Annotated in this window: 20 protein-coding genes and 2 pseudogenes; 7 read left to right on the plus strand and 15 right to left on the minus strand. The window is 65.5% G+C overall.

The annotated features are described in order from the left end of the window. Positions 1-13: 13 nt before the first annotated feature. Positions 14-571 carry a hypothetical protein gene (locus IVA74_RS28940; protein ID WP_247349879.1) on the minus strand — a complete coding sequence of 186 codons (558 nt, stop codon included), beginning with the start codon at positions 569-571 and terminating at the stop codon, positions 14-16. Positions 572-596: 25 nt separating this feature from the next. Then, on the minus strand, positions 597-2,027 hold the full coding sequence (locus IVA74_RS28945; RefSeq protein ID WP_247349880.1) for a TolC family outer membrane protein: 1,431 nt from the start codon (positions 2,025-2,027) through the stop codon (positions 597-599). Positions 2,028-2,248: 221 nt separating this feature from the next. Between IVA74_RS28945 and IVA74_RS28950 the strand changes: the two are divergent. Next, a pseudogene (locus IVA74_RS28950) lies at positions 2,249-4,107 on the plus strand (acetyl-CoA hydrolase/transferase C-terminal domain-containing protein). A 4-nt stretch (positions 4,108-4,111) separates the two neighbouring features. Here IVA74_RS28950 and IVA74_RS28955 read toward each other — a convergent pair. Further along, positions 4,112-4,891 carry an enoyl-CoA hydratase gene (locus IVA74_RS28955; protein WP_247349881.1) on the minus strand — a complete coding sequence of 260 codons (780 nt, stop codon included), beginning with the start codon at positions 4,889-4,891 and terminating at the stop codon, positions 4,112-4,114. A gap of 144 nt (positions 4,892-5,035) precedes the next feature. Then, entirely contained in the window at positions 5,036-5,701 is a 666-nt protein-coding gene (locus tag IVA74_RS28960) for a hypothetical protein (protein ID WP_247349882.1), read from the minus strand. Positions 5,702-5,992: 291 nt separating this feature from the next. Between IVA74_RS28960 and IVA74_RS28965 the strand changes: the two genes are divergently transcribed. Both IVA74_RS28965 and IVA74_RS28970 read left to right on the plus strand, forming a co-directional pair. Continuing rightward, positions 5,993-6,538 (plus strand): sigma-70 family RNA polymerase sigma factor, encoded by a 546-nt coding sequence (locus tag IVA74_RS28965; protein WP_247349883.1) that lies wholly within the window; start codon positions 5,993-5,995, stop codon positions 6,536-6,538. A gap of 2 nt (positions 6,539-6,540) precedes the next feature. Further along, entirely contained in the window at positions 6,541-7,179 is a 639-nt protein-coding gene (locus IVA74_RS28970; protein ID WP_247349884.1) for a DUF1109 domain-containing protein, read from the plus strand. 10 nt (positions 7,180-7,189) lie between these two features. Here the strand turns inward: IVA74_RS28970 and IVA74_RS28975 are convergent, their stop codons facing one another. Together IVA74_RS28975 and IVA74_RS28980 are read right to left on the minus strand one after the other, a co-directional pair. Beyond that, on the minus strand, positions 7,190-8,293 hold the full coding sequence (locus tag IVA74_RS28975) for a DUF2336 domain-containing protein (RefSeq protein WP_247349885.1): 1,104 nt from the start codon (positions 8,291-8,293) through the stop codon (positions 7,190-7,192). A 63-nt stretch (positions 8,294-8,356) separates the two neighbouring features. Then, complete coding sequence (locus IVA74_RS28980) at positions 8,357-9,514, minus strand: GGDEF domain-containing protein (protein WP_247349886.1); 1,158 nt, start codon at positions 9,512-9,514, stop codon at positions 8,357-8,359. 436 nt (positions 9,515-9,950) lie between these two features. Between IVA74_RS28980 and IVA74_RS28985 the strand changes: the two genes are divergently transcribed. The 4 genes from IVA74_RS28985 to IVA74_RS29000 all read left to right on the plus strand — a co-directional run bounded on the left by IVA74_RS28985 (position 9,951) and on the right by IVA74_RS29000 (position 14,093). Beyond that, the gene (locus IVA74_RS28985) at positions 9,951-10,520 is read left to right on the plus strand and encodes a sigma-70 family RNA polymerase sigma factor (protein WP_247349887.1); all 570 of its coding nucleotides are present in this window, start codon (positions 9,951-9,953) and stop codon (positions 10,518-10,520) included. Further along, positions 10,517-11,212: a hypothetical protein gene (locus tag IVA74_RS28990; protein WP_247349889.1), complete on the plus strand. Its 696-nt coding sequence runs from the start codon at positions 10,517-10,519 to the stop codon at positions 11,210-11,212. Before IVA74_RS28985 ends, IVA74_RS28990 begins: the two co-directional genes overlap by 4 nt. Positions 11,213-11,228: 16 nt before the next feature. Further along, complete coding sequence (locus IVA74_RS28995) at positions 11,229-12,935, plus strand: S8 family serine peptidase (RefSeq protein ID WP_247349890.1); 1,707 nt, start codon at positions 11,229-11,231, stop codon at positions 12,933-12,935. Positions 12,936-13,433: 498 nt separating this feature from the next. Then, positions 13,434-14,093, plus strand: a complete 660-nt coding sequence (locus tag IVA74_RS29000; protein WP_247350247.1) for a TIGR03809 family protein — start codon at positions 13,434-13,436, stop codon at positions 14,091-14,093. Between the two features lie 123 nt (positions 14,094-14,216). Here IVA74_RS29000 and IVA74_RS29005 read toward each other — a convergent pair whose 3' ends face one another. The 9 genes and pseudogenes from IVA74_RS29005 to scpA all read right to left on the minus strand — a co-directional run bounded on the left by IVA74_RS29005 (position 14,217) and on the right by scpA (position 24,103). Continuing rightward, positions 14,217-14,525, minus strand: coding sequence for a GIY-YIG nuclease family protein (locus IVA74_RS29005; RefSeq protein WP_247349891.1), 309 nt, complete (start codon positions 14,523-14,525; stop codon positions 14,217-14,219). Between the two features lie 203 nt (positions 14,526-14,728). Further along, the gene (locus IVA74_RS29010; RefSeq protein WP_247349892.1) at positions 14,729-16,099 is read right to left on the minus strand and encodes a TIGR03808 family TAT-translocated repetitive protein; all 1,371 of its coding nucleotides are present in this window, start codon (positions 16,097-16,099) and stop codon (positions 14,729-14,731) included. Positions 16,100-16,191: 92 nt separating this feature from the next. Continuing rightward, positions 16,192-16,845 carry a pyroglutamyl-peptidase I gene (locus IVA74_RS29015; protein WP_247349893.1) on the minus strand — a complete coding sequence of 218 codons (654 nt, stop codon included), beginning with the start codon at positions 16,843-16,845 and terminating at the stop codon, positions 16,192-16,194. Beyond that, positions 16,842-17,831 (minus strand): methylmalonyl Co-A mutase-associated GTPase MeaB, encoded by a 990-nt coding sequence (gene meaB / locus IVA74_RS29020; RefSeq protein ID WP_247349894.1) that lies wholly within the window; start codon positions 17,829-17,831, stop codon positions 16,842-16,844. Before meaB ends, IVA74_RS29015 begins: the two co-directional genes overlap by 4 nt. 51 nt (positions 17,832-17,882) lie before the next feature. Then, complete coding sequence (locus tag IVA74_RS29025) at positions 17,883-19,397, minus strand: tripartite tricarboxylate transporter permease (RefSeq protein WP_247349895.1); 1,515 nt, start codon at positions 19,395-19,397, stop codon at positions 17,883-17,885. Between the two features lie 4 nt (positions 19,398-19,401). After that, a complete protein-coding gene (locus tag IVA74_RS29030; protein WP_247349896.1) occupies positions 19,402-19,896 on the minus strand; it encodes a tripartite tricarboxylate transporter TctB family protein in 495 nt (164 codons plus the stop codon). Between the two features lie 98 nt (positions 19,897-19,994). Then, positions 19,995-20,987: a tripartite tricarboxylate transporter substrate binding protein gene (locus tag IVA74_RS29035; RefSeq protein WP_247349898.1), complete on the minus strand. Its 993-nt coding sequence runs from the start codon at positions 20,985-20,987 to the stop codon at positions 19,995-19,997. Positions 20,988-21,118: 131 nt separating this feature from the next. Then, a pseudogene (locus tag IVA74_RS29040) lies at positions 21,119-21,879 on the minus strand (RsiV family protein). A gap of 67 nt (positions 21,880-21,946) precedes the next feature. Beyond that, positions 21,947-24,103, minus strand: coding sequence for a methylmalonyl-CoA mutase (gene scpA / locus IVA74_RS29045; protein WP_247350250.1), 2,157 nt, complete (start codon positions 24,101-24,103; stop codon positions 21,947-21,949). Positions 24,104-24,119 lie beyond the last annotated feature (16 nt).

Genomic DNA, 24,119 nt, shown 5'->3' on the forward strand with positions numbered 1-24,119 from the left:
TGACACTATCACATCAGTCCGGAAGCTGCTCCGCTTCGCTGCATAGCTGCTCGACGAGGCTCGCAAGCGGGCGTGAGCCGTCAACGCGCACCACCGGGGAGGGCAAGCCCGCGAGCCACGCTTCATCCTTTGCAAGACTGCGGCCTTCGCGATCTCCGGCTTCGTAGTGCGATGCCCATTCGACAAAAGATTCAGTCTCATCATGGCGCCAGCCGCCTGGCGCGACGGCGTCAGCGCCGAAATGGGCGGCCTCGCGGGCGCGCAATCGCGTCAGCCGGATTTCGCGCGGCGTGCTCACGAAGACGACCAGATCGAAAAGCGGGACAAGCTCCTCGCCCCAGCCGGTGACGGTTCCGCTCAGCACCCAATCGAGACGCGGCAGAAACATTTCGCGCATCAGGCGCAGACGCTCGGCGGCGGGGCGCGTGGTCTGGTAGGGCGGCGCGGTCGGCAGCCAGAAATAATCATCGCTGTCGTGATGCGGTAGCGCAAGCCGGCCGGCGAGCGCGCGGCCGATCGTCGTCACGCTGGAGCCTGAAGCTCCCATCAGATGGATGCGGCGGCTCTTCATCGGCACCACCCCAGACGATTTGGAATTATTGCCCAGACGGCGTGCGCAGGCCGTGCCAGGCGTCGCGGACCTGTTGGTAGTGCACCTCGGGCAGATAGTCCGGCGTGTTCAGGCCCAAGGTCTTGACGTCGAGATGGCCGACGGCGCTGAGCAGCGTGTAGGAGGCGATCACGCGGTCGCGGCTGGCGCCGATCAGGCGGGCCTTGGCCTGGATCAAATCGGCCTGCGAGTTCAGCACGTCGACCGTCGTGCGCTGTCCGCCGGCGGCCTCGCGCTGCACGCCCTGGAGTGCGACGGTTGCCGCCTTCACCTCGGACTCGGAAGCGGACACCGCGATCTTGGCGCCTTCGTTGGCAACCCAGGCGCTGGTCGCCGCGGTGCGCGCCTGGTTGCGCACCTGATCGAGCACGAGCCGACTCTGGGCCGTGATCTCCTTGGCCTGCCGGGTCTGCGCAGCAGCCTGGCCGCCGTCGTAGATCGGCGCAGTGACGTTGGCGACGATCGAGGCCTGGTCCTCGGCGAAGGTGCCGAGCGTCGGGTCGTTGTTGCGGCTCCGGCTGGCGCTGCCCTGGATGCTCGCGCTCGGCAGCAGCGCGCCTTCTGCGACGCGGATGTTGGTGGAGGCGACATCGACGTCGAAGCCCGCCGCCATCACCGCCGGGTGCTGACGGATCGCCATCATCAGCGAGTCTTCGCGGCTCTTCGGCAGATAGCGGTCGACGACTTCGGCGGCTCGAAGCTGCGACGGTGCATTGCCGATCACCTGCGCGTAGATCGCCTGGCTCACCGCCAGCGCGACTTCGGCGGCGTTGAGATCGGAAAGCCCGCGGTTGAGCCGCGCCTCGGCCTGGGCGCTGTCGGTCGGCGTGACGTCGCCGGCGTTGAGGCGGCGCTGGGTGACGGCGAGCGTTTCGCGCAGGAAGGAGACGTTGGAGCGCTGCGCCTCGACCAGCGACTGGTTGGCGAGCACGTTGGTGTAGGCGGTAACCGCGTCGAGCAGCACGCCCTGGCCGACATTGCGCAGCGCCTCGCGGCCCGACTGCACCTGGAGTTCTGCGGCGCGCACGTTGTTGGCGGTGCGGAAACCGTTGAACAGGGTCTGCGTCACAGTGACGCCGATGATCCACGGCTTCAGATTGGCGGTCTGGATGGTGTTGTCGGGCAGCAGATTGCGCACCGATTGCAGCCCGGCGCTGAGGCTTGCCACGATCTGCGGCCGATAGCCGGCGAGCGCCTGCGGCACGTTCTCGTCGGTGGCGCGCTGACGCGCGCGCTCGGCATTGAGCTGCGGGTTGGTCTGGTAGGCCTTGGCGAGCGCCTCCGGCAGGGCTTCCGCCCATGCGGCGGAGGGCAGGGCGCAACAGAGCGCCAGCGTGGTCCATGTCGCGAGCACAGGAGCCACGCCCGATCGATGCCGCGTCATCACGCGACCAACTCTGGCGGCACGCCCAATCATGTAATCCCGCAAATCCCGGCTGTCCGCCCCCGCCGACGGCGGCTCTCTTAACTGTTTAACCAGCCGACGTCCCGCAGGCAAACTGCCGCGGGGAAAACCCCCATGTATTCCGTGCTTGTTGCAGGTGCGTCACACACCAATCCCCTCCAGGATGCGTTATAGGGAGCTTGGCGGCTTCCAATCCGTCAGGTGCCTGTCATGTAGTCCGGACCCCACGGATGATGCCGAAGCTCTTCTCCGATTCCGATGCTCTCGCGGAGGAGATCGTTCGCGCTGTCGGAACCGATTTGGTGGTCGGACTGCCGCTCGGCCTCGGCAAGGCCAATCATGTGGTCAACGCTCTCTATGCGCGTGCCTGTGCCGATCCTGACGTCAAGCTGACACTGCTCTCGGCGCTGACGTTGGAAAAGCCGAGACCGAAAGGCTTGATCGAGCACCGGTTCATCGCCCCGTGATCGACCGATTGTTCGGCGGCTATCCCGATCTTGCCTATGCCGATGCGCTGCGCGAAAGCCGGTTGCCGCCCAACGTCGAAGTCGTTGAATTCTTCTTTCTGGCGGGACGCTGGCTGCACGTGCCGGCCGCGCAGCAGAATTACATCTCGGCCAACTATACCCACGCGGCAAGCTATCTGCTGGCGCGCGGGCTCAATGTGGTGACGCAACTGGTGGCCAAGCGCGTCGTCGACGGGGTGCCGCGCTACAGCCTGTCTTGCAACACTGACACGACGCTGGACGTGCTGCGTGAACGCCGCGCCGGGCGTGCATCGTTCAAGCTGATCGCACAGGTGAATTCCGAACTGCCGTTCATGCCGGGCGCGGGCGACCTTCCGGCCGATGAATTCAGCGCCGTGCTGGAGAGCGCTGCGACCGACTTTCCGCTCTTTGCGCCGCCGTCGGAGCCGATCTCCAACGTCAAATACGCGATCGGACTGAATGCGGCATCGCTGGTACGCGATGGTGGCACGCTTCAGATCGGCATCGGACAGATCGGCGATGCGCTGGCGCAGGGTCTGATCCTGCGCCATCGCGACAGCGCTGCCTTTCAAAAAATCGTGGCTCGGCTGTCACCCGCACCACTGTCTGTTCCGCAGGAAACCGGAGCCTTCGAGGTAGGGCTTTATGGCGTCAGCGAAATGCTGACCGAAGCCTTCATCGGCTTGATCGACGCCGGCATCCTCAAGCGTGCCGTCGACGGGGTGGTGCTGCACGGCGCCTTCTTCCTCGGACCGAAATCTTTCTATCGTGCGTTGCGCGAGATGTCGCCTGACCAGATCGCGCGCATCCAGATGATGCCGGTGTCGTTCACCAACGAACTCTACGGCGAGGAGGAACGGAAGCGCCGGGCGCGGATCGATGCGCGCTTCATCAACAACACGATGATGGCCACGCTCTTAGGCGCGGCCGTCTCCGACGGCCTCGACAACGGGCAGGTGGTGAGCGGCGTCGGTGGGCAATACAATTTTGTGGCGCAGGCTTTTGCGCTCGAAGGGGCGCGATCAGTCCTGACGCTCGAGGCGACGCGCCAGGCGGGCCGTTCGCTCAAATCCAACATTCTCTGGCGCTATGGGCACGAGACCATTCCCCGGCACCTGCGGGATATCTTCGTCACCGAATACGGCGTTGCCGATCTCAGGGGGAAGTCGGATGCCGACGTCATCGCGGGGATGCTGGCGATCGCGGATTCGCGCTTCCAGGGCGAGTTGGTGCGGGTCGCGAAGGACGCCGGCAAATTGCCGCGCGGCTATGAGATACCGGCGGCCCACCGCGAAAACCATCCAGAACGGATCACGAGCGCGCTCAAGCCCGCGCGCGATGCCGGGCTGCTGCCGTCGTTCCCGTTCGGCTGCGATTTCACTGAGGTGGAACAGCGCCTCATCCCGGCGTTGGAGATGCTGCAAGGCGCGCAACGCTCGCCGCAGGCGTTGGCGAGCTTGCTGTGGCAGGGATTGATACGAACGCCCGACGGTGCCGATGAGGCGTGTCTCGCACGCCTCGGTCTTGATCGCCCCGCGACCTGGGCCGAGCGTGGATATCGCGCGCTCGTCAGCGCGGCCCTCGCACAGAGCCGCGAGACGTAGCCGCCTACCGGTTCTTGTTCACCGGCTTGCGCTTCTCGATGAACGCCGCCATGCCCTCGGAGCGGTCCTCCAGCGCGAAGGTCGAGTGGAACAGGTTGCGCTCCACGCTCATGCCCTCGGCGAGCGTGGTCTCGAAGGCGCGGTTGACCGCTTCCTTGGCCATCGCGACCGCGGGCCGCGACATCGCGGCGATCTTCTCGGCCGCAGCCATCACCTCGTCCATCAGCTTGTCGGGCGGCACGATGCGGCTGACGAGGCCGCTGCGCTCGGCTTCGGCTGCATCCATCATGCGGCCGGTGAGGCAAAGGTCCATCGCCTTGGACTTGCCGATCGCACGGGTCAGGCGCTGGGTTCCGCCGATGCCGGGGATGGTGCCGAGCGTGATTTCGGGCTGGCCAAATTTCGCGGTGTCGGCGGCGATGATGAAGTCGCACATCATGGCGAGCTCGCAGCCGCCGCCGAGCGCATAGCCCGCGACCGCGGCGATCGTCGGCTTGCGGCAGCGTGCGAGGCGGTCGCCGCCGATCGCGGCAAAATCCTCGGAAAACATGTCGATGAAGCCTTTCGGCTGCATCTCTTTGATGTCTGCGCCGGCGGCAAACGCCTTCTCGCTGCCGGTCACGACGATACAGCCGATGGCGTCATCGGTTTCGAGGTCGTCGACTGCCGCGGCAATCTCGCGGAAGACGCCGAAGGAGAGCGCGTTGAGCAGCTTCGGCCGGTTCAGCTTGACGATGCCGACCGCGCCTTTGCTTTCGACGATGATGTGTTCGAACGTGCTCATGCTCCACCCACGCTTTTTGATTGAGCGGGCAATGTGCCCGCTGGCGCGGTGGGCTTCAAGGGCCAAAGATGTCGGAAAAGTCGTCCGGAACACGCCGAGATGCGCGTTCCGGACGAGGCCCGCAGGCCGGCGATCAGGCTAGATTCAAGCCATGAACATGCGCGCGGCGGAAGCCAGCGTCAGCAGCGTGCCGACGCCGATGAAGATCTTGCCGATCAGCGAGCTCTGGTCCCAGGCCGAGCTCTGCTGGCTGCTTGCCATCACCGGCGCCGGCCGCGGCTGCGCATCGGTTGCGGCAATCACCGCCTTTTGCGCCGGCGGGTTGTCCTGTTGCAAGGCGCGGTCGATGTCGTTGAGCTGATCGGGTGCGACGACCTGGCTCTCGGCGTTCGGGGCGGCGGTATTATCGGCCGCTGCCTGGACGTTGTCGTTGGCGCGGCCCGTCATTGCGGAGGCGGCAGCCGCGGTCGGTGTATCGGCGGCGGCGAGCTGCGCATTGGCGTTGGCGACTTCCGGCGACATCTGGCGCGAGGCCGGCACCTTGCTATTGTCGGCCTTCGCCTCGTCGGCCGTTGCAGCGGCGTCCTTGTTGTCGGCCTTGTCGCCGGATTTCTGCGCCGTCTTGGTGCTGTCGCGATGGCGCGACGTGTGGCGCCGCTGCTTGCTCGGCTTGACTGCGTCGGCCTGGTTGCCTGCGCTGTCCGGTTTGCTGCTTGCGGCTGAACTCGGTGCCGCCTGTGCAATGCCCCCGAACAGCAAGAAAAGCCCGGCCAGGAGAATCAGGGCCGCGTGCCCGCTGGCTTTCTTCATGTTGACGATCTCCCCAATTTCGCCCGTCCCGGGAGCGAACAGAGACCCCGGGGCGTGACGACAGCGCGGCAAAAAATGGGAATCTTGGGGCTACACGGGGCAAAAGCGGGGCAAACTAGGCCCCTCGCGGCCGGCCGCCGGGTGCGGACAGCACCGATCGGTGTTATGAGCCGTCCCAGATTTTTACGGACGTATCGGTCGCGTGGCCCGGCACAGATCACGAGTTCGTGATCTCAAAGGTGCCGCCGTAACAAATTGAAAGAACGGCCGAATTGCATGGTGAGGGCGCGCGTGCGCGGACGTGAGGACGAGTGGACCGGCCTGATGCGGTCGGCCATGGCAGGCGATGACGCAGCGTATCATCGCCTGTTGAGGGCGGTCACGCCTGTACTGCGCGCTGCCGCGAGGCGCGGCCTGGCGCGGGCTGGGCAGCCTCCCGACCAGGCCGAGGATATCGTGCAGGAGATTTTGTTGGCGGTGCATTTGAAGCGGCACACCTGGGACAGCGAAGCCCCCTTCGCCCCGTGGCTGTTTGCGATCGGCCGCAACAAGCTGATCGACATGCTGCGGCGGCGGGGCAGGCGGATCTTCGTCAACATCGACGATTTCGCCGAGACTCTGCCGGGCGAGGTGCCGCAGGAGACGGCCTCGGCGGGCGAGGTCGCCAGCCAGCTCAACACGCTGCCGCAACGCCAGCGCGACGTGTTGCAGTCGATCGCGGTCGACAGCACCTCGATCAAGGATACGGCGGCGAAATATTCGATGAGCGAGGGCGCGGTGCGGGTCGCGCTGCATCGCGGACTTGCGGCGCTGACTGCCAAACTGCGGGACCAGTAGTCATGGATACCGATCAACTCATTCGCTCGCTCGCGGCCGACAACGCCCATCGCGCGCCGCGCGTCGGCGCGATGCTGACCATGGCGCTGCTGGTCGCCGCGCCTCTGTCGATCCTGATCTTCGCGACATTTCTCGGCGTGCGTCACGACGTGATGAGCGCGATGCACAACCCGTTCTTCGACATGAAGTTCGCGGTCACGCTGTCGCTCGCGATCCCCGCGATCATCGTCAGCCTGCATCTGTCGCGCCCCGAAGCGTTGCTGCGTGGTTGGGGCTGGTTGCTGCTGCTTCCCGTCGGGCTGCTCGCGGTGGCGATCGGCAGTGAGGCGATGATGGCGCCGGCCATGCCGATGACGATGCGATTGATGGGCAAGAACTCCAGGGTGTGTCTGTTCGCAATCCCAGCGATGTCGCTGCCGCTGCTTGCCGGGGCGCTGTTCGGCCTGCGCCACGGGGCGCCGTCGCATCCCGCGCTCGCCGGTGCGCTCGCCGGCCTGGTGTCGGCCGGGCTCGCCGCGACGCTGTACGCCTCGCACTGCACCGACGATTCCCCGCTCTTCGTCGCGACCTGGTACACGCTCGCGACCGCGCTGGTGACCGCGATCGGCGCGCTGGTGGGGGCGAGGGTTCTGCGCTACTAGCTCGCCGGCCTCAGGCCGCCGGCGTCGGGCCCTGCTGCATGCGGTGGAAGCGCAGCACCTGCTGCGCGGTCGAGCCGCGCAGGGCTTCGTAAGCGTCGCGCAGCGTCAGCATGTCGGTCTGCGAGCCGCCTGAGAGCTTCTCGCGCAGGGCGATGATCGCGCGCACGCTCGACCATTGCATGGCCGCGACCTTGGCGAGGATCATCACGCCCTCGGTCCGGCTTTCGATCATCATGGTCTCGGCGGTCTCGACCGCGACGCCCGCAAGCGCCGCGAGCCCCGCATTGGTCTCGTCGAACTTGCCTTGCTCTGCGAAGGCGGCGACCTGGAATTCGGTGAGGCGGCCGTCCTCGTGCAGCGACTTCACCAGCGCGCGCGCCATTTCGGTCTGTCGGGTCATGGCGGCGGCGCGGACCCGCTGGGCTGCTTCCTGGACCACGCTGGAGACTTCGTCTGCGAGATCCGGATGCGCGGCTTCCAGCTTCCTGCGCACGCTCAAGGAGGCCTTCGCGATCAGCTTCAGATAGTGATGGCGCGGCAAATCGGGCCGCAAGCCGATGCAGGTGGCGAGATCATCGTCGCGTTCGGCGCGCGTGACGAGGTCGGTGAAACTTCCCTCGGAGAGCTGCGCGCCGGGATTGCTGACGGTCGATTGCACCACGCCCTCGTCGCCGCGGGTCACCAGCACGTCGGTCAGTGCTTCCGACAGCACCCGCCGCAGCGAGATCGCCTTGAGATGTGCCTGCCCTCTGGTGCGCGCGATCTCGATCAGGGTCGCTTCGTCCAGTCGTTCCGATTTCGACAGCACGGGGCCGGAGACCTCGATCACCTCGTCGAGCGCGAGCGTGCGGATGATCTTCGGCGGCGCAGTCGCGATCGGTGCGAGGCGGTCGGCGAGCAGCGCCCTGGCAGACGTCTCGATCTGCTCGATCAGGCATTGGAATATGTCGTCGAACACGCGGACGCGGTCGTCTGAATAGTCCACCGCATTGCCGATGAAGAGATCAGTGACGCGGCGCAGCGTCTCGACCCGGCGCGCAACGGTGCCGTGCGAGAGCGCAGCTTGCAGTTCCTCGAGCAAATTCTCGGATGATTTTGGGGATTTCGATCTCATTGCCCTGTCCTGGAGCGTTCGGCCCGGCGATTGCTTCTGTCGCGCCGGGAAAAAATGGATTGGTCAGCTCGTTGCGATGCGGTTGCGCCCTTGTGCCTTGGCGGAATAGAGCGCGCTGTCGGCGCGCACGAGAAACGTGTCGGCAGTATCAAAGTCGCGGAGCGTCACGACGCCCGCGGAAATGGTCACGCGCATGCCCAGGGAGAATGCGCTCCAGTCCAGATCTGCGACGATGCCGCGCAGCCGATCGAGCATGCGCGCCGCCGCCGCGCCATCCGTTCCCGGCAGCAGCAGCAGAAATTCCTCGCCGCCGTATCGGCCGAAGCAGTCGGCCGGGCGGATATTGGCGAAAATGGTGATCGCGAAGGTGCGCAGCACCTCGTCGCCGACGGGATGGCCGTGGGCGTCGTTGATGCGCTTGAACCAGTCGAGATCAATCAGTGCGATCGCGCAAGGGGTCGACGTCTGCCGCGATTTTTCGATCTCGGCGTCGAGAAGCCGCATGATGCAGCGGCGGTTGTAGGAGCCGGTGAGCTCGTCGAGCTCGGCCAGTTCCTCGATACGCTGATAGGCGGCCTTCAGCTCGATGCTGCGCCGGTACAGGATCTTGCGGAGCGTGGCGCCGAACAGGCCGAGGAAGGCGCACTGGCCGATCACCAGCACGAAGCAGAGCATCGAGGCGGTCCGCTGGAGCCGCGTAGCAACGGGCATGCCGATCGGCAGATCGGAAGCGAGGAAGACGGCGGCGAGGCCGGCGGTCGCGATTGCCCAGGTCAGCATCGCCTGGGCCGAGGTCATGCGCAGCGTGCCGAAGGCGAAAATCAGGAACAGCACGCTGAGGAAGGCGACGCCAATGATCGGCACCGACAGCAGGAACACGAATTGCAGCGCCATATGCGCCGAGATCTGGAACACGGTGAGATAGTGGTCGGTTTGCCTGTCGCCCACGCCCGCCTCCGACATCACGACGAAGATGCCGATGATCGAGAGACCTCCGACCCAGAACAGCGATGGAACGTTCATCGCAACAGCGCCGTCGTAGCCGTAGAGCAGCAGGACGAAGGCGCCGAGCGAGTAGCTGGCGACTTGGCCGATATACATCTGGCGGCGCTGCCGCGCCCGGCGCGCCCGCACCTGGGGCGCAGCTGCATCGGGCACGAGGACGAGATCCGCGACCTCAGCGGCATTCCTCTCGGGAAAGGACGTCGCGGCCGTGCTCATGGTCCCGCCAATGGTAGTTGTCAGCTCAAAAATCTACATGGCAAGCCTTTAGGTTTGGTATCCTCCGAAACCGAATCCGCACTGTCCAGCGCGGGAGCGGAGGACGGTCGCGACCGGCCGAGGATTTGTCGTCGGTTAGGGATCGTGTGCGATGCGGTCGAGCCAAAGCATGGCTTCGGAAGACATACGTCGTGCAAGGCTGCTATGGTTCCATGCATGTCGGGCTGTCTAAATTGGGACGGCATTGCGCAGGAAAGTGCTTCATTACTATGTTACCGTTATTGAGCGAGGCGGCCAGCCGCGTGTGGCAAAAGGAAATTTCGCGTATGTGGGGTAGATCACACAGCGCCCCGTATGACTGCGGTAGACTGAAGAATTTCGCTCCTCCCGTCGAACCGTCTGCCGCATCGACCCGACCAACCTTGCGAGACGGCCATTGAGCGTGACACAGGCGGCTTCGGACGAGGTCCTGATCGCCAGGATCGCTCAAGGCGACCGGCTCGCCATGCAGGTGCTGTACGGGCGGCACCATGTCAGGGTGTATCGTTTCGGCCTCCGGCTTGTCCGGGACGAGCAGGCGGCGGAAGACCTCATCAGTGAGGTGTTTCTCGACGTCTGGCGTCAAGCCGGCAAGTTCGAGGGCCGATCCGCCGTTTCCACGTGGCTGCTGGCAATCACCCGATTCAAGGCCCTGTCTGCGCTCCGGCGCAGAAAGGATTTTGAGTTGGACGACGACGCCGCGAACGCGATCGAGGACACGTCCGACAATCCGGAAACGGTGGTGCAGAAGAAGGATACCAGTGAAGCGTTGCGGGAGTGTCTGACGGGCCTCTCGCCGGACCATCGGGAAATCGTCGATCTCGTCTACTACCACGAGAAGTCCGTGGAAGAGGTGGCCGAAATCGTTGGCATCCCGGAGAACACTGTGAAGACGCGCTTGTTCTATGCGCGCAAGAAATTGGCCGAACTGCTGAAGGCAGCCGGCATTGAGCGAGGCTGGCCATGATGGCATTGAGCAAGAAGATGCTGGAGCGAGAACCCAGTGAGATCGAGATGCTGCTGCCGTGGCACGCCGCCGGCACGCTGAACGCGCGCGACGCCCGCCGCGTCGAGGAAGCGCTTGCGAGCGATCCCGACCTCGCCAGGCAATATGCGGCGATCCGCGGCGAGTACGAAGAGACCATTCATCTGAATGAGAGCCTGGGTGCTCCGTCGGCGCGCGCGATGCAGAAGCTGTTCGCCGCCATCGACGCCGAGCCGGCGCGGGCCGCCGGTTCGCTGCCGCTGTCGGCGCGCATCGCCACCTTCTTTGCGAGCCTGTCGCCGCGTACGCTGGCCTGGTCGGCGAGCCTCGGCGCCATGGCGCTGGTGCTGCAAGCCGGAATCATCGGCGCCGTGCTGACGAAGAACCAGACTGCGACCTTCCAGACTGCTTCGCTCTCGACCAGCGCGCCGATCACGCGCGAACTCGGTGCGACTGCCGCGCCGTCGCGCGCGCTGGTGCGCTTCACACCCGAGGCGCGCGTCGCCGACATCACGACATTGCTCGACAGCTACCAGGCTTCGATCATCGGTGATGCCAAGGGCGGCATGTTCCGTCTCCAGTTCGACAAGGCGATGAGCCAGGACGAACTCACCTCGCTGCTCGGCAAGATGCAGCGCGAGAAGTTCGTCAATTTGGCCGTCGCGGCGCCCTAGACGCGCCGCTGAACCGATGATGCGCAAGTCCGAGAGCAGGTTACGCGCCGGGGCCTACGCTTCGTCGGTCGGAGCTACGCTGCTGCTCGCCGCCTGTCTCGGGGTCGAGGTTGCGCAGGCGCAGGCGATCATGCGCACGCCGACGATCAGCGTCCCCTCGCGCATGCCGACCATTTCTCCCAGCATCGCCGCGCGCGTCGATCCGGGTGTTGCCGCCAGAGCGGTGGTCGTCGGCCGCGGCCCCGGCCCGATTGTGACATCGAGGATTTCGGCGCGGATGGTACCGACGCCGGTGCTGCCTTATGCGCGCTACTCCCCGAACCTCTATCCCGCCTGTACCGCGCCCTATCGCGACGCCAGCGGCGAATGCCTGGCGCAGCCGAGCGCAGGCGGCGACGGCGCGGGCAAATCGGGCAAGAAGACTGCCAGCAAGGGGCGCGGCAACAACACGCCGGCTGCCGTGGACTTGCGCACCTTCGCCGACCAATTCGTCGCCGAGATCGATGGGGCGCTGTCGTTGGCCGAGGCCGACGAGCTCGCGCGCCGCCATGGCCTGACACGCGTGTCCTCCGAGAATTTTCCGCTGATCGGGGCAACCTTCGGACTGTTCCGCATCACCGACCGCCGCGCTTACGAGACCGTGCGGCGCGAATTCGCCGCCGACGGCAGCGTGCGCTCGGTCCAGCCGAACTTCCGCTACGTACTCCAGGACCAGAAATCGTCGGTGCCGAGCGAGGGAGATCCCGCGCAATATGCGCTGGCCAAGCTCCGCCTGCCGCAGGCACATGCGCTGGCGCATGGCGCCAACGTGACTGTTGCCGTAATCGATTCCGGCATCGACGCCCAACATCCGGAACTTGCCAATTCCATTGCCGAAAATTTCGACGCGCTCGGCAGCGCCGAGGCCCCGCATGTTCACGGCACCGGCGTTGCCGGCGCCATCGTGGCGCATGCCAAGCTGATGGGCAGCGCGCCCGAGGCGCGCATCATCGCCATCCGCGCCTTCGGCGGCACCACCGGCGGGGCCGAGAGCTCGTCCTACATCATCCTTCGCTCGCTGAACTATGCCGCCGAGCACGGCGCGCAGATCGTCAACATGAGCTTTGCCGGTCCCAAAGACGCGGTGATCGAGCGGGCCATCGCGGCGACCGCCGCGCGTGGCCTGGTGCTGATCGCGGCCGCCGGCAATGCCGGCGCGAAGTCGCCGCCGCTCTATCCGGCCGCCAATCCCAACGTGATCGCGGTCAGCGCAACCGACCAGCAGGACCGGCTGTTCACCGCCTCCAACCGTGGCAATTACATCGCGGTCGCGGCACCCGGCGTCGACATCTTCCTGCCGGCGCCTGGCGGCAAATACCAGATGACGTCGGGCACCTCGTTCTCGGCCGCCTATGTCTCCGGCGTCGCGGCGCTGCTGCTCGAGCGCAACTACGCCTTGAAGCCCGAAGCGCTGCGCATGACGCTGGCGAAGACAGCGCGCGACCTCGGTGCACCGGGGCGCGACGATCTTTTCGGCGACGGCGAGACCGATGCGTTTGCCGCGGTCATGACCGTTCCCGCCAACGGCGCGACGCCGGTTGCGGCTGCGTCCGGTACAACAAAACGTGAAGATATCGAGAAGCGTCGCGACGAGCCTGGCCTCCGCGCAATAGAGCAACCCTCGTTGTCGAGCACCGGCGATAAAGCCACGGTTTCTCAGGCGGATAGGCCGGCGACGCGATAGCGGCTGCGACAACTTTGCGCGCGGTGCGAAGGTCGAAAAATCAAACGCCGCATTGAACGTTCGGCCCGCTGCCACGACCAAATTATGTGGGAGCGGTCATCCCTCCCCATAAGTCATATTAGGCGCGAGCGCCCATCCACCCAAGCGCCCATATGGCTCGACCCGTCCGGTTGTCCCCCCGGACGGGTCTTTTCTTTTGGGGCATCCGATTTCTTGAAGCCCTGCGCGAGACCAGCTTCTGGTTGAGAGATCGCGACTCGGTCATCGGCATCGCACCGCAGGCGCGCCATGCTTGTGCGAAGCTTGACTCCAAAACCCCTTGAATCTCCGCACGACTACGGAGTTTGACGACGAAAAGGCTGTCGTTGCTGGACAAGTCGGAATCTTTCCACAAAATATTCATGTCGCGTCTAAATTGATTCGTCTGCGTTGCGTCGCGTCCGTATTTTTCTCCTGACGGGCTGGGTTATGACACATCGCCAAGAGGCTGTTCGCGACGTGGCTATTGGCCGCGACATTGCGGCACGCTGGTGCACTCTCGCCGAGCAGCGGCTGGTGCATCTCTCCGAAATGTTCGAGACCGGGCGCTGGCGCCGCTATCACTCCGAGATCGCATTTCTCGAAAACATCCAGGAGGCCAAGCGCGCCGTTCAGACCTGGCGCGCGCTTGCCACCGGCGCTGATGTCGCCACGGCGGCCGCCAGCGTGTCGCCCGCATTCGGCTGGTCGCCCGCGACGATGCCCCGCATGCTCCCGCGCGAGCTACAGGCGCAGGTCATGCAGCCGAAGGCCGTGCACATCGCTCCCGAGACCGCCGTGCCGGTAGGGCTCGATCCGACACCGGACGTTCTCGCCGAAATCACCGAAGCCCCGATCGTGCCGCTTGCCGCGCTTGCCGCGCTTGCCGCGCCTGCAGCGATGGCACCGCTCAAACTGCCCGCTGCCATGGCGCCGCCTACCGCGCCCGTCGCGATGACAGGACCCAAGATACCGGCCGCGATGGCAGCGCCCAGGGCGCCTGCTGCGATGGCGGCGCTTCTGCCGCAGTTCTCTCCGCCCGCCACCGAAATTGTCGCAGCCCCCGAGCGCCTCGTTGAGTTCACCTTCAGCCTCGACGGCCTGGAGGCGAAGTATCCGCTGCTGCGGAACGCGTTCTAAGGCGAACGTTCAAGAGTGCCGCCGCAATGTCTCCCGTCATCCTGAGGCGCGAGGCATGGGACGCAACGCGGCCCATGGAGAGCCTCGAAGGATGCACGGCCCGTCTGCCGACCGCATCGACGCTTACGTCGGGGGCCTAGGCGCTCCCGCGCGCCGTCGCGCAAGCTGGCTCACCGATCTCCAATCCGATCGAATAAGCGCTTCCTTCTTGGCGCGGCTCCATCCTTTGAGCTGCCGCTCAGCGGCAATCCCGTCAGTGATCCGATCGAAATACTCCGACCACACCAGGACGACAGGTCGTCTCGAGTAGGTGTACCCCTGATAGGCGCCGGCATTGTGCCCGTCGACGCGCCTCGATAGGTCGTCGCCGGTGGCGCTGCCAATGTAGAACGAGCCATCCGCACATCGCAGCATGTAGACATAGATGCCCACAACGTCCTCCTTCGAGGCTCCCCGCGCGGCGCTTCGCACCGCACGGCTCACACCTCAGGATGACGGCCGCGTGTTTGTTGTCAACATTGCATCAAGACCCAGCGCTCCGTTTTTACCCCGTCATCCTGAGGCGCGAGGCATGGGACGCAACGCGGCCCATGGAAAGCCTCGAAGGATGCGCGGCCCGTCTGCCGATCGCGCGCCTACCGCCGCACCGCATTCCCGCCGACCACCAATTGCGCAAACCGCTGGGCGCCGTCCGCCGACAGATCGGACGTCACGGCGCGCGCGTGATCGAGGCCGACCACGGCGCCGCGCGGGGTTTCCGAGATCATGTTGTTGTTGACGAGCGCGGTGCCGGCGCCCGGCACGACGGATACGCCGACGCCAGCCAGCGTCTTGCGGATCACGTTGCCCGTGATCGCGACGTCGCGGAGATATTTGCCCCAGCCGGCGACGATACCGTAGGACGGCGCATTCTCGATCACGTTGCCGGTAACCGACGCATCCGCCTCGATGTAGATGCCGACGCCGGCATCGTCGTCCGGCGCGGTGCCGATTGGGCGTTTCGGGATCAGATTGCGGATGATGTTGCCCTGGACCACGGCGATGCGGCCGCCTTCGTTGAAATTGCAGACGGAGACGCCGACGGCGGCGCCGTCGACAATGTTGTTGGCGATCACGGCGGCCTCGAACGCGAACTCCGAATAGAGCGCGACCTCGCGCACGTCGCTGACACTGTTGCCGGTGATGTGGATGTTCGATGCCGAATTGCCGCGCACGGCGGAGTAATCGCAGTTTTTGATACGATTGCCGCGCACGATGACGTTTCCGGCGCGGAAGGCGTTGATGGCGTTGCCGTACTGGCCGGAGCCGCCGGGGCCGGCCTTGATATCTTCGATACGGTTATCAGTGACCAGCGTGCCGTCGTCGCCGATGGCCGTGCGCAGGATCTCGATGCCGTTGTCATTGGTGCCGGTGATGGTGTTGCGGGAGACGCTGAGACCCCTGGCGTCGAACGACACCACCGCCGTCACCGCGATGTTGGTAAAAAGGTTGCCGGAGATGTCGCCCGAGACCTGCTCAAGCCAGACGCCGCTGCCGCCGGAGCCCGTGATCTCGCAATCGGCGATGCGGACGTCGCGCCCCCCGAGCACGTGGATCAGCCCACGTCGTGCCGGCAGCGGAATGCCGCCGCCATCGAAGGTGATGCCGGTGAGGCCGATCGAATCGGAGCGGTCGCTCTGGATCGCCGAGGCTCCGCCAGTGAAGATGAGCTTGGTCGCGCCGCGCACGCCGATCAGTTGCGCGCCATTCGGCAAGCGCAACAGTCCCGTGCGGTAGACGCCGGGTGGCAGCGCCAGCGGCGTTTGCGCCCGCGCGGCCTCATCGATCGCACGCTGGAGCGCACGGGTCTGATCCTCGCTGCTGCCGGGTCGCACATCATACTGCGTGGCATCGCGGCCGAGCAGCGACGTCACCGGCGCCGCGCGCGCAGCATCGGCCGGCATGGCCAGCGCGCCGGCGATGCCTGCGGTCGAAGCTCCGATGAGATGGCGACGATTGAGGTCCATGACGCGTCCTCCGGCGGACGCGGGGGTCCGCGATGGTTAGGTAGCGCAGGGCGGCTGGTGGCGTGAGGATTGTTCGCGGTAGGGTTAAATGTTTACGCAGTCGTGTTCCGCCCCTTTCGTGCCAACTGCACCATCTCCATCAGCATCGCCTCGCCGGCATCGACCAGTTCCTCCAGCGTGATCCGCGGCGCGCCCTTGCGGCGCACGGCGCCACTGCGCGCCAGCAGGGGAATATGGACGAATGCTGCCAGCCGCGGCCCGCCGCCCTTGACGTTCTCGATCGCGCGCCAGCTCAGATAGTTGCAGAGATAGGCGCCGGCATCGCGCGAGGGGCGGGCGTCGATACCGGTGAGGCGCGCGGCGCGCAGCAGCCTTGCCGTGTGTGGACCGAAAATCGTCGCGTCCGCATTGGCGGCGATGCCGCGCTTGCTCGATCGGGTGTTGGCGGCGTCGGGCCAGAGCATGGTGACGGCGTTGCGCGCACGGCTCTCGATGCGCAGATAGGGCGTACGTGCGGCGAGGCCGAACATCAGCATCGCATCCGGCTTTTCTTTCGCTAAAACCTCCGGCAATTGCTGGTCCACCGCGGCATAAGTGACCGGGAAGATGTGGCTGAAGATCGCGGCATCGTCGAGTGCGGGACGGCGCAATTGCGCCAGCCGGGCGACCAGCGGCTGCGTCGGGTTGTAGGGCGCGCCGGGGAAGGGGCCGAAGCCGGTGAGGAGAATGCGGAGCTTGTCGCTCATTGCAGCAACTCCAAAATCTGCTCGGCGGCGAGCGCCGGCGTGAGATGGCCATTGGCCACCTCGGTCTCGATCTTCCGAACCTTCGTCCGCACCGACGCTTCGCTGCGCAGCCGTGCCAGCATACGCTGCTCCAGCATCGACCACATCCATTTCACCTGCTGCTCGCGCCGTCGCGCGGCGAACTCGCCGGATGCGTTCATCGCCTTGCGGTGATCGAGGACCTTCTGCCAGAGTTTTGCAATGCCATCTCCGGTCAGTGCCGAATAGGTTTCGACCGGCGGATGCCAGTGCTCGGAGCGCGGCGTCAGGATATGCAGCGCGCCGCGATAATCGGCGGCGGTGATGTTGGCGCGCTTGAGATTGTCGCCGTCGGCCTTGTTGATCGCGATCATGTCGGCGAGCTCGACCAGGCCTTTCTTGATGCCTTGCAACTCATCGCCGCCGCCGGGCAGCATCAAAGCGAGGAAGAAATCGGTCATGTCGCAGACCGCGGTCTCGGATTGGCCGATGCCGACGGTCTCGACCAGCACGACGTCGAAGCCGGCTGCCTCGCACAGCAGCATCGCCTCGCGCGTCTTGGCGGCGACGCCGCCGAGGGTACCCGAGGATGGCGAGGGCCGGATGAAGGCGTGGTCGGAGGCCGAGAGCTGCGCCATCCGCGTTTTGTCGCCGAGGATCGAGCCGCCGCTGCGCGCCGAGGACGGATCGACAGCGAGCACCGCGACCTTGTGGCCCTGTTCGATCAGATGGGTTCCGAGCGCATCGATGGTAGTGGACTTGCCGACCCCGGGCGAGCCGGTGATGCCGACGCGGACCGCCTTGCCGGTGTCGGGCAGGAGCATCTGCACCAGTTCACGCGCCAGCGCCTGATGGTCGTTGCGCCGGCTCTCGACCAGCGTGATGGCCCGCGCTAGCGCCGCGCGGCTGCCGACGCGCAAATCGCGGGCGAGGGTTTTGATGTCCAGCGAGGCCTTCTTCTCAGTCATGCCCTGCTTTACAACGCCCCGGCGGGGCAGGCGAGGGTTGCTCGCCCGATATCACCGGGATGTCGCCGCCACTCCCGTCCGTACCGGTTTCAGCTTCCGCCACGCCCAGACCATCACCGGCCACAGCAGCGCCCCGATCGCCATGGCGGCGAGGATGGCGGCGACGGGGCGCTCGAAGAACGGCAGGATGCTGCCGTCGGACTTGATCAGCGAGGTCACGAAAGCCTGCTCGACCATGGTGCCCATGACGATGCCGAGCACCATCGCGGCGACGGGATAGCCGTTGGCCTCCATCACATAACCGATGATGCCGAAGGCGGCGACGGTGACGACGCCGAACATGTTGTTGCCGATCGCGAACGAGCCGACAGCGCAGCACAGCATGATGATCGGCATGATTGCGGAGCGCGGTGCCAGCAGGATGTAGGCGGCGATCCGGATCATGGCGATGCCCAGCGGGATCATCAAAATGTTCGCGATGATGAACATCAGGTAGATCGCGTACATGCTCGACGCTTTCTCGGTGAAAAGCGTCGGCCCGGGGTTGAGCCCCTTCATGTAGAGCACGCCGATCGCGATCGCGGCGATGGTGTCGCCGGGAATGCCGAACAGCAGCGAGGGCACCCAGCCCGAGGCGATGCTGGCGTTGTTGCTGGCGCCGGCCTCGACCAGTCCTTCGACATGGCCGGTGCCGAATTTTTCCGGCTCCTTGGAGAAGCGCTTGGACATCGCATAGGAGACCCAGGCGGCCATGTCGGCGCCGGCGCCAGGCAGTACGCCGATGATGATGCCGACGATGTTTCCGCGCGTCATCTGCCAATGGTATTGCTTGGTCAGTTTCCACTGGCCGGCCATGATGCTTCCGAATTTGCGCCGCGGCAGCGGCGGCGGCTCCGGCGTCAGCATCGCGCGCATCACCTGCGCCACCGCGAACACGCCGACCAGTGCCGGGATCGGCTCGATGCCGCCGAACAGATCGGTGAGGCCGAAGGTGAAGCGCGGCACGCCGCCGGGATTTTCGATGCCGATGCAGGAGACCAGCAGGCCAAGGAACATGCCCGCGATCGCCTTCACGGGCGAGGATCGCGCCACCAGCGTCGCGCACATCAGGCCGAGCAACGCCAGCCAGAAATATTCGAAGGTCGAGAACGACAGCGCGATCTCGGCCAGTGGCGGCGCCAGGATCATCAGCGACAGCACGCCGGCGATGCCGCCGACCGCGGAGAACCACACGCCGGCCCCGAGCGCGAGCTCGGCCTGTCCCTTGCGCGTCATGGCGTAGGCCTCGTCCGCATAGGCTGCGGAGGCTGGCGTGCCCGGGATGCGCAGCAGCGCGCCGGGGATATCGCCGGAGAAGATCGCCATCGAGGACGCGGCGACGATGGTCGCGATCGCCGCGATCGGCGAGAGATAGAAGGTGACGGGGACGAGCAGGGCGGTTGCCATCGTCGCCGACAGGCCCGGCAGCGAGCCGATCACGAGCCCGTACACGGAGGCTGCGAACATCGCGATGATGACCTCCCAGGTGGAGATCAGTGCGAACGCTTCAATCAGGGTTTTCAGCATGAATTCACCAGGGCGTCGGCAGCAGGCCGGCGGGAAGCGGCACGCGCAGCAGCTTGCCGAAGATGAGATGGATGGCGAAGGGCGACAGCGCGGCGAGCGGCAGCGCCAGCTTCCACTTCGCCCCTAACGCAGTCGAGGTGACATAGACCATGATCGCCGCGGTGATGATGAAGCCGAGCCGGTCGGCCGCGACCACGTAGAACAGCAGCAGCGCCGGCGGCAGCAGCGCGCGCAGGCTGTAGAACTTGCCCTGCGGCGGCGCTGCTGCGGCGGCTTGGCCGTCCTCGAGCGGGATCAGCTCTTCCTCCTCCTCGAAGGTGTGACCGATGCCGAACACGATCGCGAGCCCGCACAGCGCAAGGCCGATGCCGATCACGAGCGGAAACACGTTGGGGCCGACCGGCTGCCCCGGCACCGGCGGCAGCAGCCAGCCGCCATAGGCAGAAGCTGCGCCGAGCACGACGAGAAACGATCCCGTGACCGAGTCGGGAAGACGCATGGGAGGAGTCCTATGAAAGAAGTTCTCCCTCTTCCCGCGCGCGGGGAGAGGCGATCAGCGCGTACAATCCCGGCATCATCCCGGTGCCGGATGCCGGATCACGCCTTGCTCAGACCCGCCGCCTTCATCGCCTCGCCCATCTGGGCGTCGCCCTTGTCCATGAAGCTGCCGAACTGGCCGGCATCGCCCCACACCGTGCCGAAGCCGCGATTGCTCATGAAGTCCTTGAACTCGGCGGAGTCATAAACCTTCTTCAGCGCCGCGGTGAGCTTCGTCGCGATCTCCGGCGGCAGGTTCTTTGGCGCGCCGATCCCGCGCCAGGCGCCGGTCGCGTAGTCGATGCCCATCGCCTCCTTCAGCGTCGGCACGTCCTTGAAGATCGGATTGCGCGCCGGCGCCATGATGGCAAGGCTCCTGGCCTTGCCGGCCTCGATGATGGCGCGGGCTTCCGGCACCGAGCAGGTGGTGAGGTCGAGGCCGCCGGCGGCGAGATCCTGCATCGCGGGGGCGGCACCGTTCGACGGCACCCAGGCGACCTGGTTGGCGGGCAGGCCCATCGCCTGCATCCAGCCGACCAGCGCGAGATGCCAGATGCCGCCCTGGCCGGTGCCCGAGGCCTTGAACTTGCCGGGAGGGGCCGCCTTGATCGCCTCGGCGAGCTCCTTCACCGTCTTGTAGGGCGAGGACGAGGAGACCTGGATGCCCGGCGGGTCCTCGTTCATCAGCGCCAGCGGGGTGTAGCTCTTCGGCGCCAGTTCGGTCAGTCCCTGCCAGTGCATCATCGAGATTTCGACCGTGAGCATGCCGATGGTGTAGCCATCGGGCTGCGCGGTCGCGATCGCGGTATGGCCGACGACGCCGGACCCGCCGGTGCGATTGACGACGTTGAAGGGTTGGCCGAGATCCTTTTCCAGAAGTGCTGCGACAATCCGCGCAGTCGCGTCGGTGCCGCCGCCCGCGCCCCAGGGCACGATCAGGGTGACCGGCCGCGCCGGATAGGCCTGTGCGAGAGCGGGTCTAAGGCCGAATGCAGCGGATGCTGCAACCACGGCAGATGAAGCCGCAAAGGTGCGGCGCGTAATCTTGGACATCAATGCCTCCCAGCGGCGCCCGTGATACCGGGCGCTCTTGTCAATGGCGGCATTCTAGTCGGCTTTGCAGCGCCGCTGCAAGGTAGCGCTACCAGCGCGTTGTGAGCAATGCGGCGCTGCTCAAACGATGGTCACTGCGGCTCTTCCACGTCGGCCTTCGGCCGCGCGCCGCCGAACATACGGGTGCCTTCCGCGGTGAGATAAGGCTTCAGCGTTTCCCACGGCGCGAATGCGACATATTCGCCCTCGGCGTAGGGTCCGACTGCATAGGGCGGGTAGTGGAAGGTGAGCCCGGAACTCTTGCCCGCATCGGTCGAAGGCGCGAGCGTCACAGCGCCGATCTTGAGCAGGCTCGGCTCCACGCTTTTGAACCATTCATCGGTCGCGGTCTCGCTGGTATCGCGCTTCTTCTTCTCGAACTTCAGCGAGGCGATCACGGCCTTCACCATCGCCTTCATGGTTGGGCCGTTGTCGGCGGTCTCGGTGAAGAACGGGCGGATCGAGATGCGCTTGTTCTCTGCCTTGTCCCACAGGATCGTGTTCACGTCCGAATTGGGATGGGCGCCGTGGGTATCCATGTAGTCGTTGCGGAGAATGCTGACATAGCGCTCGGCGACGACGGAGCGGATCGCATATTTGCGCTCAAAGTCCCAGCCGCCGTCCTTAAAGAACTGCGGATCCTCTTTGCGCGAGGCGGCAGCTTCAGCCGCGTTCTTGTCGAGCCACTTTTTGCCCTCAGCGAGACAATCCGCCGCCAGCGTCGGGGCAGCTTGATCTTGTCGTCGAGGAAGACGCGCGCCTCGATGCTCTTGTTTTTGATGACGGCGTCGGGTTTGGGGTCGGCGGCGAGAGAGGGACCCAACAACGCGCCGCAAGCTGCGATCACAGCCAGTGTGTGCGTGAACGTTGGCGCGGAAAATATCACGCAATGTCCTTCTTGCCTGAGATCGACGGCGACGCTACTCCGCCGCCTCGCTATGTCCGAGCCGGGCGTTCAGCTTGCGGATCAGCTCCTCGGCCGCGTCCGCGATCACCGTGCCCGGCGGGAAGATCGCTTCGGCGCCGGCCGCATAGAGCGCGTCGTAATCCTGTGGCGGCACCACGCCGCCGACGATGATCATGATGTCGTCGCGGCCCTGCTTCTTCAGCGCGGCCTTCAATTCCGGTACCGCCGTGAGGTGGGCGGCGGCGAGGGAGGAGACGCCGAGGATGTGCACGTCGTTCTCGACTGCCTGCCGTGCGGCTTCGTCGGCGGTCGCAAATAGCGGCCCGATGTCGACGTCGAAGCCGATGTCGGCGAAGGCCGACGCGATCACCTTCTGGCCGCGGTCGTGACCGTCCTGGCCGATTTTTGCGACCAGGATGCGTGGGCGGCGGCCTTCGGCTTCCTCGAAGGCGTCGATCAGCGCCTGAACCTTCTCGGCCCGGTTACCCATGCTGGACGCCTCCCGCTTGTAGACGCCGGTGATCGACTTGATCTCGGCGCGGTGCCGGCCGAACACCTTTTCCATCGCGTCCGAAATCTCGCCGACGGTCGCCTTCGCGCGCGCGGCGTCGATGGCGAGCGCGAGCAGATTGCCCTTGCCTTCGCCGGCCGAGCGCGTGAGTGCTGCGAGGGCGGCGTCGACGTCCTTCTGGTCGCGTTCGGATTTCAGCCGCGTCAGCTTGTCGATCTGGAGCCGGCGGACATTGGTGTTGTCGACCTTGAGAATGTCGATCGGGGCTTCGTCCGTCGGCTTGTACTTGTTGACGCCGATCACGGCCTGCTTGCCGGCGTCGATCCGGGCCTGGGTCTTGGCCGAGGCCTCCTCGATGCGCAGTTTCGGCACGCCGGCCTCGATGGCTTTCGCCATGCCGCCGAGCTCCTCGACCTCCTGGATATGGCTCCACGCCTTGGCGGCGAGATCACGTGTGAGGCGCTCGACATAATACGAACCGCCCCAGGGATCGATGATGCGGGTGGTGCCGCTCTCCTGCTGCAGGAACAGCTGGGTGTTGCGGGCGATGCGTGCCGAAAAGTCGGTCGGCAGCGCCAGCGCCTCGTCGAGCGCGTTGGTGTGCAGCGACTGGGTATGGCCTTGCGTTGCCGCCATCGCCTCCACCGTCGTGCGCATCACGTTGTTGAAGACGTCCTGCGCGGTCAGCGACCAGCCCGATGTCTGGCAATGCGTGCGCAGCGAGAGCGAACGCGGGTCTTTCGGATTGAACGGCTTGAGCAGCTTCGCCCAGAGCAGCCGCGCGGCGCGCATCTTGGCGACTTCCATGAAGAAGTTCATGCCGGTCGCCCAGAAGAACGACAGCCGCGGCGCGAAGCGGTCGACGTCGAGGCCCGCCGCCAGGCCGGCGCGAAGATATTCGACGCCGTCGGCCAGCGTATAGGCGAGCTCGAGGTCCTGCGTCGCGCCAGCCTCCTGCATGTGATAACCGGAGATCGAGATCGAATTGTATTTCGGCATTTTCTGCGAGGTGTATGCAAAAATGTCCGAGATGATCCGCATCGAGGGCGCAGGCGGATAGATATAGGTGTTGCGCACCATGAACTCTTTCAGAATGTCGTTCTGAATTGTCCCTGAGAGCTTTTCCGGCGCCACGCCCTGTTCGCCCGCGGCGGCGACGTAGAGCGCGAGGATCGGCAGCACCGCGCCGTTCATGGTCATGGACACGCTCATCTGGTCGAGCGGAATCCCCGCAAACAGCGTGCGCATGTCGTAGATGGAATCGATCGCAACGCCGGCCATGCCGACGTCGCCGCCGACGCGCGGATGATCGCTGTCATAGCCGCGATGGGTGGCGAGATCGAAGGCGACCGAAAGACCCTTCTGTCCGGCCGCGAGGTTGCGGCGGTAGAATGCGTTGGAATCCTCCGCCGTGGAGAAGCCGGCATATTGCCTGACGGTCCAGGGCTGGTTGACATACATGGTCGGGTAGGGGCCGCGCAGATAGGGCGCGATGCCCGGATAGGTCTCGAGGAAATCAAGTCCGGCGAGATCGGCCTCGCCATAGGCAGGTTTCACCAGAATGCCCTCGGGCGTCAGCCACGGCTCGGCGCTACCTGATGGCGCGGCGCTTGTGGTCCGCTCGAAGGCGATGTCTGCGAAGTTCGGAATGCGGCTCATGGTTTCAACCATATCA

It is taken from the genome of Bradyrhizobium sp. 132 (assembly GCF_023074185.1).
In the GTDB taxonomy this organism is placed as follows: domain Bacteria; phylum Pseudomonadota; class Alphaproteobacteria; order Rhizobiales; family Xanthobacteraceae; genus Bradyrhizobium.